At 35.3% G+C, this 12,230-nt stretch carries 14 protein-coding genes; 6 read left to right on the top strand and 8 right to left on the bottom strand.

The genetic code is table 11. The annotated features are described in order from the left end of the window. Nucleotides 1-7 precede the first annotated feature (7 nt). Entirely contained in the window at nucleotides 8-616 is a 609-nt protein-coding gene (locus RHO11_07770; GenBank protein WVD60399.1) for a hypothetical protein, read from the top strand. Between the two features lie 122 nt (nucleotides 617-738). Here RHO11_07770 and metB read toward each other — a convergent pair whose 3' ends face one another. Further along, nucleotides 739-1,923 (bottom strand): cystathionine gamma-synthase, encoded by a 1,185-nt coding sequence (gene metB, locus RHO11_07765; protein ID WVD60398.1) that lies wholly within the window; start codon nucleotides 1,921-1,923, stop codon nucleotides 739-741. 172 nt (nucleotides 1,924-2,095) lie between these two features. Here metB and metJ point away from each other — a divergent pair, with 172 nt between their 5' ends. Further along, complete coding sequence (gene metJ / locus RHO11_07760) at nucleotides 2,096-2,413, top strand: met regulon transcriptional regulator MetJ (GenBank protein WVD60397.1); 318 nt, start codon at nucleotides 2,096-2,098, stop codon at nucleotides 2,411-2,413. Between the two features lie 64 nt (nucleotides 2,414-2,477). Here metJ and rpmE read toward each other — a convergent pair whose 3' ends face one another. From rpmE to RHO11_07735, 5 genes are all read right to left on the bottom strand, one after another. After that, nucleotides 2,478-2,693: a 50S ribosomal protein L31 gene (rpmE, locus tag RHO11_07755; GenBank protein WVD60396.1), complete on the bottom strand. Its 216-nt coding sequence runs from the start codon at nucleotides 2,691-2,693 to the stop codon at nucleotides 2,478-2,480. A gap of 144 nt (nucleotides 2,694-2,837) precedes the next feature. After that, nucleotides 2,838-3,887, bottom strand: coding sequence for an outer membrane-stress sensor serine endopeptidase DegS (gene degS, locus RHO11_07750; GenBank protein WVD60395.1), 1,050 nt, complete (start codon nucleotides 3,885-3,887; stop codon nucleotides 2,838-2,840). A 181-nt stretch (nucleotides 3,888-4,068) separates the two neighbouring features. Then, nucleotides 4,069-5,442 carry a Do family serine endopeptidase gene (locus RHO11_07745; protein ID WVD60394.1) on the bottom strand — a complete coding sequence of 458 codons (1,374 nt, stop codon included), beginning with the start codon at nucleotides 5,440-5,442 and terminating at the stop codon, nucleotides 4,069-4,071. A gap of 149 nt (nucleotides 5,443-5,591) precedes the next feature. After that, nucleotides 5,592-6,002, bottom strand: coding sequence for a DUF1043 family protein (locus RHO11_07740; GenBank protein WVD60393.1), 411 nt, complete (start codon nucleotides 6,000-6,002; stop codon nucleotides 5,592-5,594). A gap of 56 nt (nucleotides 6,003-6,058) precedes the next feature. Further along, nucleotides 6,059-6,526, bottom strand: coding sequence for a DciA family protein (locus RHO11_07735; GenBank protein ID WVD60392.1), 468 nt, complete (start codon nucleotides 6,524-6,526; stop codon nucleotides 6,059-6,061). Between the two features lie 215 nt (nucleotides 6,527-6,741). On the opposite strand from RHO11_07735, the gene rsgA reads away from it, so the two are divergent. Then, nucleotides 6,742-7,773, top strand: coding sequence for a small ribosomal subunit biogenesis GTPase RsgA (gene rsgA / locus RHO11_07730; GenBank protein WVD60391.1), 1,032 nt, complete (start codon nucleotides 6,742-6,744; stop codon nucleotides 7,771-7,773). 56 nt (nucleotides 7,774-7,829) lie between these two features. Here rsgA and RHO11_07725 read toward each other — a convergent pair whose 3' ends face one another. Both RHO11_07725 and RHO11_07720 read right to left on the bottom strand, forming a co-directional pair. After that, complete coding sequence (locus RHO11_07725; protein ID WVD60390.1) at nucleotides 7,830-8,393, bottom strand: HdeD family acid-resistance protein; 564 nt, start codon at nucleotides 8,391-8,393, stop codon at nucleotides 7,830-7,832. Nucleotides 8,394-8,551: 158 nt separating this feature from the next. Continuing rightward, the gene (locus tag RHO11_07720) at nucleotides 8,552-8,818 is read right to left on the bottom strand and encodes a helix-turn-helix transcriptional regulator (protein ID WVD60389.1); all 267 of its coding nucleotides are present in this window, start codon (nucleotides 8,816-8,818) and stop codon (nucleotides 8,552-8,554) included. A 170-nt stretch (nucleotides 8,819-8,988) separates the two neighbouring features. Here RHO11_07720 and RHO11_07715 point away from each other — a divergent pair, with 170 nt between their 5' ends. The 3 genes from RHO11_07715 (at nucleotide 8,989) to prc (ending at nucleotide 12,227) form a co-directional block, all read left to right on the top strand. After that, entirely contained in the window at nucleotides 8,989-9,348 is a 360-nt protein-coding gene (locus RHO11_07715) for a DNA-binding protein (GenBank protein ID WVD60388.1), read from the top strand. Nucleotides 9,349-9,464: 116 nt separating this feature from the next. Then, nucleotides 9,465-10,109: an RNA chaperone ProQ gene (proQ, locus tag RHO11_07710; GenBank protein WVD60387.1), complete on the top strand. Its 645-nt coding sequence runs from the start codon at nucleotides 9,465-9,467 to the stop codon at nucleotides 10,107-10,109. A 24-nt stretch (nucleotides 10,110-10,133) separates the two neighbouring features. Then, entirely contained in the window at nucleotides 10,134-12,227 is a 2,094-nt protein-coding gene (prc, locus tag RHO11_07705) for a carboxy terminal-processing peptidase (protein WVD60386.1), read from the top strand. Nucleotides 12,228-12,230 lie beyond the last annotated feature (3 nt).

Below are 12,230 nucleotides of genomic sequence, written 5' to 3'. Positions count from 1 at the left end.
GCTTCGTATGTTAGGCAATTTGTTAAGTAAAATATTACCTAAGAAAAAAAAGCAACCTGTATCTTTGGAAGGCCGAGATCTGTATGGTCGGAATAATGTAGGCTATCCAACGATACAAGTATCCCAAGAAATGGATGAGATTGTTACAAAATATTATCGTCAACTTAAACCATTGGTTAAATTCTATAAAGATACTTTTATATTTAAATGGGCGCCAGCTATTATCAATAATTCCCTTGATGATGAGCAATTAAAAAATTTATCTGGACGTAATGTTCAGATGGTATATCTCTTGTTATTCCGTGATATGCTGCGTCATATTGCTGATTATGTTAAGCCTAAAAATGTATCAGATAATTGGCCAGAGCTATTTGCACAATCGTTGCTTGATAATTGTAAAATGTTAGATGATGCTGATGATCCGGATGTAGCGTTAAAGCAGCAGCTGTTTGCAGTCAATGAGTGTTATGATATTGAGCCTGAAGAACCACAACCTTGGATTGAACCTATTGCCGCTTTAATCTTTGTACCGGCTAAAGATCTCTATTATTGGCATCGCTCGTTGACTGAGATGATTTTAAAACGAGTAGGAAAAAAGCAGAAGAAAAAGAAATAGTATGATAGCGTTAGATGAAGTTTTTATACTATAATCATACAGTACAGCAATTTTATAACGAACACGAGATTAGGCGTAACGTTCGTTACGCCTCTATTTTGTCGTTATGCTCGATTAAATGACTAAATTGCATTAAGCGCTTGTTCAAGATCTTCAATCAGATCATTCACATCTTCTAATCCAACTGAAATTCGTAGTAACTGATCGGATATCCCTGCAGCTTTACGAGCCTCTGCACTAATACCTGAATGAGTCATGGTAGTTGGATGGGATATCAAGCTTTCTGTTCCCCCCAAAGATTGCGCTAGCGTAAAGATTTTTAGCTGTTCAATAAACAGTGGTGTTTTATCTGCGCTACCTTTAATCTCAAAACTAAGTAACGAGCCAAAGCCTTTTTGCTGTTTTTTAGCAATATCATGTCCCGGCGTTGATGGTAATGATGGGTGATGTACTGCCGCAATTTTAGGATGATTATTTAAAAAATTAACAATTTTTAATGCACTCTCTTGTTGAGTTAGTACTCGTACTGATAAGGTACGTAATCCTCGTTGCAATAAATAAGCATCAAATGATGAATTAGCCGTGCCAATATTGTTAGACCACCATAGAACATCATCGGCAAGTGATTGTTCTTTAAAAACGAGTACCCCGGCTAATAAGTCAGAGTGACCATTGAGAAACTTAGTACATGAATGAATAATTACATCAGCACCCAATTCGAAAGGGCTTTGCAAAATTGGCGTCATAAAGGTATTGTCGACAACTACAATCGCACCAACTTCATGCGCCAATTTTGCTATCTTTTGAATATCAACTACTCGTAACAGTGGATTACTTGGTGTCTCAATCAAAATGAGTTTCGGCTTTTGTTGCAGGGCCTGTTTTAAGGCTTGTTCATTAGATTGTTCAACGAATTGAGTTTTAAAATAACCTTTTTGACTTAGGCTATTAAATAGTCTATAGCTACCGCCATAACAGTCATGTGGTGCGATAACTAAATCATTTGGGGAAAGAAGCGCAACGGATAAGAGGTGAATGGCTGACATACCTGTATTTGTTAAAATAGCATCGACACCACCTTCTAGTGCTGCAATAGTCTGCTCGACGGAATCTCTGTTTGGCGTTGATTTTCGACCATAGTCAAAGGATCTTGGTTTAGCAAATTCAGCAAAGCCATAACAAGTTGATAAGGATATCTTTGGGATAACGGCACCATGTTGTTCATCACTATTAAGTCCACTACGGACTGCTATTGTGCGTTTTGATAGTGATTTTACTTTAGTGGAGGATGAAATCTGTTTTGTCATAATAGTTCACCTTTTATTTAGCACATAGTTTAAGCATAGCACAAAGAATTAAGACGTCAATATGTCTAGATGTCTAAATATCTTGATGTATAGATTGCGAGAGATAAAAAAAAACGATAAAATTAGCTCAATTTTATTGTGGAAATTATCAGTAGCTAAATGGGGTTGTAGTATGATGGAATGGAACGGTGACTATATTAGTCCCTATGCTGAACATGGAAAAAAAAGTGAGCAAGTCAAAAAAATTACAGTTTCAATTCCATTAAAAGTATTAAAAATATTAACTGATGAACGAACGCGTCGGCAAGTAAATAATCTTCGACATGCAACGAATAGTGAATTATTGTGTGAAGCATTTTTGCATGCTTTTACGGGGCAGCCATTACCAAGTGATGATGATTTAAGTAAAGATTTGAGTGATGGGATTCCACAACAGGCTAAGGAATTAATGCGTCAGTTGGGTATTGATCCGGACTCTTTAGAGTATTAATACTCTAAAGATAATAAAAAAGCGCTGGTATAAACAGCGCTTTTTTTCGTATCTTATCGCTTGGTTATTTTTTGCTACCAGGGATAGAGAAACGTTGATTAAATTTATCAACTCGACCACCGGTTGCGACATCACGTTGTTTACCAGTATAGAACGGATGGCATTCGCCACATACGTCTAAATGGATATCATGTCCAACTGTTGAGTGAGTTTTAATTACATTACCACAAGAACAAGTTGCAGTAATTTCTTTATATTCTGGATGAATCCCTTTTTTCATTTTTAGCCCCTTTTAGTTTGTATCGCTATATAAATGGCTTTATTAAAACAAAATTTATACACCATACAAATGTTTTATAACACGATTAAGGTGGCGAATTATATACCCGCCAACACTTATCGTCAAGTGTTGCTATGCGTTCTTTTATTGAACAGGTAGCTGCTCAATTTGTACTTGTAGTGTCAACTGTTCACCTTTTCTTAATACAATGATCGGGATCGTTACTCCAGGTTTAATTTCTGCAATCTGATCCATTGTTTCTATAATCGATTTGACGGGTTTGCCATCAACAGAAATCAAAATATCATTGGTCTGTATACCGGCTTTAGCGGCAGGACCATCGGCATTTGTGACTAAAATACCTAATACTACGGGATGATCACTTGGGTTTTGTGTCGGAGCAAACTCTAGACCATCAATACCAATATAACCGCGAATAATTTTACCATCTTTAATCAATTTATTCATAATCTTAGTCGCTAAGGCCGTTGGTATGGCAAAGCTAATACCTTCTGGCACATCCCCAGGATCACTTTTGGCAAACGTTAAAGTATTAATACCAACTAGCTCTCCTTTGCTATTAACCAATGCACCGCCTGAATTACCATGATTAATTGAAGCGTCAGTTTGGATAAAATTCTGCCGCCTAAATGGGCTTAGACCATCTCTACCTGTTGCGCTAATAATTCCCTGGGTAATTGTTTGACCAATATTATAAGGATTACCAATGGCGAGAACGACATCGCCAATTTTGGGTATTCGATTTGAATTAATTGGAATAACGGGAATATTGGTCGCATCAATTTTTAGTATTGCGATATCAACAAGTTTATCTGATCCCACTAACATGGGATCAAAGATCCGACCATCTTGCAGCGCAACAAGAATTTGATCTGCGTTTTCAATAACATGAAAATTGGTAATAATATAACCTTCTTCACTCATGATAACACCAGAGCCTAGTGGCGTGACTTCGCTGCTCTCATTTTCTGAATCTGAGTTTATTGTACGGCTATAAATATTAACTACTGCCGGCGCAGACGCTTTTACGGCTTGATTATAACTAAGTGGTTCATTAGTAAAAATATTTTCCGGTAAAAGTTTATCGCCATTGTGTAGTGATGGGAAAATAATTAACAATACAATCGCTAAAACAGCGCCAATTAGAACTGGCCAAAGTATTTTTTTTAACATAAGTCATCCAATCATATTGATATACTAATTGTGTTCGCAAATAATAACATAGAAATAACCAAAGCTATTTGATTGTATAGATTATTTTATTACTCTTTTCGTTATAAAATTGCTGTAATCATTAATTATAGTATAAAAATAAAGGAGCAGTAGCTGCTCCTTATCTTTGAGAAATAGATAATTAACGAATAATTAAATACACATGACTATTGCCTCGAGTAATATTCAATGCAATAACCGACGGTTTTCCATCAATTATTTTACGTAGATCCGCAACATTATTGACTGGCTGTTTATTAATACCCGTAATCAAATCACCTTCTTGTAAACCTAATTGATATGCAGGTGAACCTTGTAATACTTTATCAACTAATACGCCATCAGTTTGCGCATTAATTAATGTCGCTCCTTCAAGGTTTGGATGCAGTGTTTTAGCTTCAGTAGTTGATTCTTCACTATTTTTTAATTTTACAGTAGCTGTCATCGACTTACCGTCACGAATCAGCCCTAATTTTACTTCGCGACCAGCTCCTGCTGTTGCTATTTTTGCTCTTAATTCAGCAAAGCTTTCAATTGGCTTATCATTCATTGATATGATTACATCACCAGCTTTAATGCCTGCATCTTTGGCTGCCGAATCATCCATGACCTCACTAACAAATGCACCCTTTTGTACATTGAGATCAAATGCTTTCGCGATGTCAGAGGTGAGTTCATTACCTTTAATCCCTAAGACGCCTCGTTTAACTTGACCAAACTCAGTTAGTTGTCCGATAAGGCTTTCAACCATATTACTTGGGATCGCAAAACCTATTCCGATATTGCCGCCACCAGGCGCAATAATTGCGGTATTAATTCCAATGAGTTCACCATTTAAGTTAACTAATGCTCCGCCCGAATTTCCGCGATTGATTGAGGCATCCGTCTGGATAAAGTTCTCAAAGCCATTCATATTAAGACCACTGCGAGCTAATGCTGAAATGATACCTGAGGTAACGGTTTGCCCAATGCCGAATGGATTACCAATAGCTACAGCAAAATCACCAACGCGTAATTTATCTGAATCAGCGAGTTTAATTGCAGTTAGATTTTTTCCTTCCTCAATTTGAACTAGAGCAATATCTGTTTGTGGATCTTTACCAATTAGTTTGGCACTGAACTCTCGTCCATCATTGAGCTGAATCGTAATTTTATTCGCATTCTCGATAACATGGTTATTTGTTACGACATAACCTTTATCTGCATCAATAATCACTCCAGAGCCTTGTCCTTTAAATTCTCGAGACTCGTTTTGTGGATAACCAAAAAAGCGTCTAAACTCTTCGGGGATATTATTTTGTACTTGAGCGGTTCCTTCAACTTTAATACTAACGACGGAAGGAAGAACGCGTTCTAACATCGGAGCAAGACTAGGTACTTCTTGAGTTTTACTATCGGACGAATTCAAGAAAGCAGGTAATTGAATATTCGCTTGAGCTAGTGTTCCTAAGCTTAAACCAATTGTTAATGCTAGAACAGTTAGGCATTTTTTATGGTAATTAAATTTTTTATCCATCTCAATCATTCTCACTTTTATTTAGATCAATATACTTTTAACTAAATTAATTTAGTGTATCAATGATATGGGGACTTTTTGATATTTTTCAACTTATTTAGTGAACAATTATTATACTAAATAAGCTGAAAAATAAGTTGAAAAAAATACTAAGGCTTGGTCTCTTCGCTCTTTAATAATCCAGATGGATTACCAGAATAGTCTTTAGGTTGATCTTTATTTTCAGTATTTATATGCTCTTTATTCGTTATTATGATTGATGGATCAACCTTTAAAGCATCTAAATCTTCTTGAGATATTAAATTATTTGAGTTTTCAACCATGTGTTGATAAAGACGGCGAAACTCTTTAGCCATATTATCGAGTATTTCGGCGCTATGAGAAAAATGTTTAACAATCATCTGTTTTTGCGCTACGAGTTCTTTTTTAGCATCCTCTAGATCATGTTTTACTTGGTTATATTTTCGTGATTTAGGGCTAAGGACGTTAGTTAAAATAACACCAATAATCACTCCTAAAACTAGACCGATAATTAGATACGTTACCATTTCAGAATCCATATAATCTCCTTGCTATAATCAATGTTAGCATTTTCCAGTTAACAATCGTCTTTAAGTCATTTATTGTCTATTTTTGTAACGTGATTAGCAAGTTTTATCAAGCTGTTTTTTAAGTTTGTTGGACAAGTATCAGCTAAATCCAATAAATATTGTGCACTTTGGGGCGTCATTTTTCGATTATATAAAGGATTTTGTGCGCTGTGTAATATTGCTTTATTTTGATTTAGTTCTGGAATAATCTTAAATTGAATAGATGATAAACCACTTAAACCATGTTGGCGTAGTTGGGTTCGTAATTTTTCTTGTTCATAGCGTAAGCGAGTTAACCAGCTTGCAGAGGAGACACCAATAATTAGAATTCCTTGACGGTAGTTAACAATTTTACATTGCGGTGATAAAGTTTCAGGTAATAGTTTTTTTAGCAAATGATCCAACGTCGAAAGTTTGATACTTCTTTCTTGAATAGCCTGTAACGATGTGACTTTCAAAAGTGAATTGACTGATTCTGGTTGACCATTACGCATACAATCGGTTGTAAAATTAATTAGTATTGGTTCTAATTTACTATAATTTATGCTTTACGTCCTCGGTTTAATCATAATTTACAAATTATTATTTATACTTGTGTTAAAAAGGAGAGTTGTTGCTGACAATTCCACAAATATTCAAAGAATAATAAGATAATTTAGAGTATAATCGGTCACCAATGGCAGATTTTAAGTGATTATAAGAAGGCTTTGTGGCAAAAAATCGACTATCAAAAGTTCAACAACGACGAGTTGAGGCAAAACATAATGAGCGTTTACAACGTCCAAATGAACAGTATGATGAAGGGGCATTTTTACCTCCGCAAGATGGTACTGTTATAAGCCGTTTTGGTAAAGTTGCTGATGTGGAAAGTTCTGCTGGAGACATCTTTCGTTGTAATATTCGTCGAACCTTAGCATCGATAGTCACTGGTGACAAAGTTGTTTGGCGGGAAAATAAGGATCCACAAGCTAACAGTGTTATTGAGGCCGTTTATAATCGCCATTCCGAGCTAGTTCGTCCAGATTTTTATGATGGCATAAAACCCGTCGCGGCAAATATTGACCAAATCATGATTATCTCATCAGTGTTACCTGAACTTTCATTAAATATTATTGATCGTTATTTGGTTGCTTGTGCCGTAACTGATATTGCTCCGATTATTGTGCTTAATAAAATAGATTTACTCAATAAAGAGCAATATCAAAAAACACAGACTGTTTTAGATTATTATCGTCAATTAGGCTATGCTGTCTTATTTATATCATGTAAAAATGAACAGGGTTTAGATGAATTTAAGCAGACGTTACAGGGGAAAACTTCTATTTTAGTTGGCCAGTCAGGTGTAGGTAAATCAAGTATTATTCACCAGCTGCTACCTGAATTATCTGAGCAAGTTAATGTTGGTGATATATCGGAAATATCTGGATTAGGTCAACACACGACAACCTCCACGCGTTTATATCATTTACCTAGCGGTGGTGATATCATTGATTCACCAGGTATACGCGAGTTTGGACTTTGGCATTTAGAACCACAACAAGTGATGCAAGGCTTTCCCGAATTCTATGATTATTTAGCTGATTGTCAATTTCGTGATTGTAACCATTTAACCGATCTGAATTGTGGATTGCAAAAAGCAGTCAAAGCGGGGAATATTGCTTCATGGCGTTTAAACAACTACCATAGTATTTTGCAAACAATGCGTGAAGTCAAAGCTAAAACGAATAAGATATTTAAGTAATAAGTAGAGTAAAAAAAGCCATCATTTAGATGGCTTTTTTTATTGAATCTAGATAATTAATCTTTGGTCGATTTGATTGCTAGTCCAACAGCAACATAAGCCCAACCTTGGAAAATTAAATCAATACCAAGAAACATTCCTAGTACCCATAAACTATTTGCAGGCCATCCCAGCATAATCATCAATCCAAGTACTAAGGTGATAATGCCAGAAAATAACCACCAGCCCCATTTAGGAAAACCTTTGTTATTCATTGCATTGATAATTTGAGTAATACCGCTTACGACGAGTAGGAAAGATATTATTAACGTAAATGCAGCCGATACTGCAACAGGCTGAGTAAACGAAATAATACCTGCAATAATATATAGCACACCCATCACTGCCCATAACGCTGTTTGACCATAACCTTTAAGCTTAAAGGAATGAGCTGCTTGAGCAATACCTGCGACTAGAAGCAAGATACCAATGAAGTAGACAGAAAATACAGTGGCAACAAATTGGTAAGATAGCGCTAAAAATCCTAATATTATTAAAATAGCGCCAATAGCAACAAACCATCCGCTATGTTTTTTTAGTTGTTGTGAGAGATCATCTAAATTTGTATTCAATGGAATCATACAAAATACCTTTAAAATTGTTTAACATAGCTTATATACTACGCTTAAATACAATAGATTTGTATGTATTTTTTTTAGTTTTTTGTGCGTTAGTTAGTGAAATAAATACTGGCTCTATAACCGAGACTAACATCACGAATGAAACTATTGCTATTTTCTTAATCTGACTTTTTTATTCTTAAATTTCTCTTAATCGGCTGATTACTGAGTTGATTGATGTAACGGCTAGGCCAAATCTCTTTTGGACTAAGGCCAAGAGCGTTAGCAATTATCTGTTCGCCTTTTGTCCAAGGTCTAACAAGTGCATTGCTCAATGTTGAAGAGCTTAATCCTGATTCACGTGATAGTCCAGAAAGTGTTAACCCTCGCTTTTTTAGTGCTGCAATTATATCTGCTGAGTGCCAGTCGCTATATGAATTCCCCATTATTCTTTTCCTTATTTTCAGACTTATGATATGCTTTCTGTGTTTATTACTAAACTCAGTAAGTGCGTGTATTAAGTTAAGTGATTAAAATGGATACAGTATTTGTTCATTATAACGCGATTTCTTAATTTTCAATAAATTTTCTTTATTTTCTTAAAGTGGGTTTAAAAATGGTAAAGATGTGGTATTCATCCAAAGAGTTAGCTCTGATAGAAGGGCTACCATCAACCATTCAAGGCATTAATCGCAAAGCTCGTGTTGAAGGTTGGAAAAGTCGAAAACGTAGCGGTATTCAAGGTAAAGCTGTTGAATATCATGTAGATAGTTTACCGGATTTTGTCAAAGCACATTTAATTGACGCAGATGGATTATCAGCTCCTGTATTACCTGCTGAACCACTACGCCTTTGGGTTTCAGCTTTTTTAAGTTTAAGAAATGATGAACAAGAGATGATTATTGATTGGTTAATGAGAAATGGTGTGAAAGAATTGGTCCGTTTTATAGAGGAACAGAATTCTATTGACAGTTAATAACTGTATTTTGTCAATTATCTTTAGTAATATCTATTTGCTTAAGGCTTAAGCTAGGATATACTTTAGTTTGTAATTTTTAATAACTTAAGATACTCGTTGTAATGGAATTATTAATGGATACACAACCAGAATTAAAAAATAGTAAAGAGATTATTGTTTACCTGTCAAATCGATTCCCCAACTGCTTTAGTGTAGAAGGTGAGGCTAAACCACTTAAGGTCGGTATTTTTCAAGATCTTACAGAACGACTAGCTAATGAAGAGCAATTTAGTAAAACTAAATTACGTGCGGTACTTCGTTCATACACAGCTAGCTGGCGTTATTTATACTGTATTAAAGAAGGTGCTCATCGCGTTGATTTAGATGGTAATATTGGTGAAGTAATTACTGCTGAGCAAGCTGAACATGCCCAAGCTCAACTTAAAGAGAGTAAAGAAAAAGCGAAAGCTAATAGAAAGGTTATTGAGAATAATAAGGAAAAACCTGTCCGTCGTCCTTCGTCAAAACCTAAAATGAAACAAAACACGACCCGCCAAAATTCGTTATCAAAATCACCTGAAAAAGTGACTAATACAGTTAGTAAACCCGTTCAACAAAAAGTTGATATTGCACAGCTTAAAGTCAATGATGCTGTCAAAATTGTATTAGGTAGCAAACCTGTACCTGCAACGATATCAAGTATTGAGAAAGGCAATATTAAAGTGAAGATTTCATCAGGGATGGAGTTAACCGTTACGGTCGAGCGTATTTTGCTATAATAGCTCTATAAAATGAGAGTTGGAATGAAAAATATAATGCGTTATTTGTCTGGTAGATACTTTTTATTAAGTACTGTTCTTATTGTTTGCCTACTGTCTATGAATTTTGCACAGGCTAAGAACTATACTATTGATCAATTGCCTACGTTAAATCCAGATCCTATACATGATGTTGTTGCCCGCCGGGTAAGCAACTATTTTACCCAATCTCATTTTCGTGATTTTAATTTAGATGGTGCTTTTTCAGCAAAAATTTTTGATCGCTACATCAAAATGCTTGATAGCAATAAATCTATTTTTACCCGTAAAGATATTGATTTATTTCGTGATAAGCAAGATTTGCTTGGACAGCAACTAAGAAATGGTAACGTAAGTACCGCTTTTGATATTTATAATTTGTTATCAAAAAAACGTTTTCAACGTTATCAGTATGCTTTAGCGCTATTGAATGAGCCGATGGATTTTATTGTTGATGAATCTATTGACTTTAATCGAGAAGATATTGCTTGGCCTGAAACTGAAGATGAGCTAAACGAATTTTGGCGTAAAAAAGTTAAATATGATGAACTTAGCCTTGCCTTAACGGATAAAAAAGAGGATGAAATTCGTGAAGTTTTATCTAAACGATATAACCGAATTTTAAGAACATTAGTTCAGACCCAGCCTGAAGATGCATTTCAAATTTATATGAATGCTTTTGCAAGAGAAATTGATCCACATACTAGTTATTTAGCGCCGCGTATTAAGCGTGACTTTGATTCGGAGATGAGTTTATCGTTTGAAGGAATTGGAGCAACGTTAAGTCAGGAGGATGACTATGCTCGCATTGTTTCCTTTATTACCGGTGGCCCTGCAGAGCGTAGTAAACAATTAGTTATTGGCGATCGTATTATTGGTGTTGGTCAAGGTGATAAGCCGATTGAAGATGTTATTGGCTGGCGACTAGATGATATTGTTGAAAAAATTCGGGGTCCAAAAGGTACCGTAGTTAAGCTAGAAGTATTACCAGTAGGTAATAATAGCAAGTCTAAAATTATTGAATTGGCTCGCGATAAAATTCATTTTGAGGATCGGGAAGCTAAACTTTCAATTAAATCAACAGCGCGTGGTAATGTTGGTGTTGTCGAAATACCAAGTTTTTATATGGGATTGACTGAAAAAGTATCTCAACTGTTAGCTGAAGCTAACCAAAAAGATTTACAAGGTATTATCATCGATCTACGTAATAATGGCGGAGGATCCTTAGCAGAGGTGATTTCGTTAACTGGACTCTTTATTGAACAAGGCCCTGTTGTGCAGGTCAAAGATAATATGCAAAAACTTATTGTCTATGATGATAGGGATAGTACTATTGAATATACTGGACCGATCGTTGTGATGGTCAACCGCTATAGTGCATCGGCTTCTGAAATATTTTCTGCTGCCTTACAAGACTATGGCCGAGCGGTTATAGTCGGTGAAAATACTTATGGTAAAGGAACTGTACAGACATCTCGTAATATTGCTTATCCAATCGATGCAAAAATTCATCCAAATTGGCCACAATTAGGTGGTGTGCAATATACCATTCAGAAGTTCTATCGGATCAATGGCGGAAGTACTCAATTAAAAGGAGTTACTCCTGATATTGAAATGAGTCCATTACAGTATGTTGATGAAACGGGTGAACGTTATCTCGATAATGCGTTACCTTGGGATAGTGTTTCTGTTACCAATTACCAAAAATTCTTTGATATCAATTCAGTAATTCCTGCATTAACTCAGTCGCATCGTGAGAGAATCAAAGAATCACCAGAATTTAATTATTTAGAACAAGATATTGCTGATTATAATAATAAAAAAGATCAGTTATATATCGTTTCATTAAATGAAATAACTCGTAAAAATGAACAAAAAGAAACTGATGATCAAACATTATTAAGAATGAATGAGCGTTTAATGCGAGAAAATTTACCAAAAATTAAGAGCTTAGATGATTTACCAAAAGATTTTAAAATTCCTGATGCTTATTTAGATGAGGCTGTTGAAATATTATTAGACTTATCTAAACGCTATCCGCAAATTAAGCCATCAGGTTCTGGGACAACATTATTCAGTTTGGCTGTAAGTGATAATTAAAGA

It is taken from the genome of Orbaceae bacterium BiB (assembly GCA_036251205.1).
In the GTDB taxonomy this organism is placed as follows: domain Bacteria; phylum Pseudomonadota; class Gammaproteobacteria; order Enterobacterales; family Orbaceae; genus Orbus; species Orbus mooreae.
Note: the sequence above shows the minus strand (reverse complement) of the source record. Positions and strands in the feature narration are given on the sequence as shown.

Coding starts and splice junctions, on each gene's coding strand:
- RHO11_07770 (WVD60399.1), top strand. CDS start 8: ATGTTAGGCAATTTGTTAAGTAAAATATTACCTAAGAAAAAAAAGCAA.
- metB (WVD60398.1), bottom strand. CDS start 1,923: ATGACAAAACAGATTTCATCCTCCACTAAAGTAAAATCACTATCAAAA.
- metJ (WVD60397.1), top strand. CDS start 2,096: ATGATGGAATGGAACGGTGACTATATTAGTCCCTATGCTGAACATGGA.
- rpmE (WVD60396.1), bottom strand. CDS start 2,693: ATGAAAAAAGGGATTCATCCAGAATATAAAGAAATTACTGCAACTTGT.
- degS (WVD60395.1), bottom strand. CDS start 3,887: ATGTTAAAAAAAATACTTTGGCCAGTTCTAATTGGCGCTGTTTTAGCG.
- RHO11_07745 (WVD60394.1), bottom strand. CDS start 5,442: ATGGATAAAAAATTTAATTACCATAAAAAATGCCTAACTGTTCTAGCA.
- RHO11_07740 (WVD60393.1), bottom strand. CDS start 6,002: ATGGATTCTGAAATGGTAACGTATCTAATTATCGGTCTAGTTTTAGGA.
- RHO11_07735 (WVD60392.1), bottom strand. CDS start 6,526: ATGCGTAATGGTCAACCAGAATCAGTCAATTCACTTTTGAAAGTCACA.
- RHO11_07725 (WVD60390.1), bottom strand. CDS start 8,393: ATGATTCCATTGAATACAAATTTAGATGATCTCTCACAACAACTAAAA.
- RHO11_07720 (WVD60389.1), bottom strand. CDS start 8,818: ATGGGGAATTCATATAGCGACTGGCACTCAGCAGATATAATTGCAGCA.
- RHO11_07715 (WVD60388.1), top strand. CDS start 8,989: ATGGTAAAGATGTGGTATTCATCCAAAGAGTTAGCTCTGATAGAAGGG.
- proQ (WVD60387.1), top strand. CDS start 9,465: ATGGATACACAACCAGAATTAAAAAATAGTAAAGAGATTATTGTTTAC.
- prc (WVD60386.1), top strand. CDS start 10,134: ATGAAAAATATAATGCGTTATTTGTCTGGTAGATACTTTTTATTAAGT.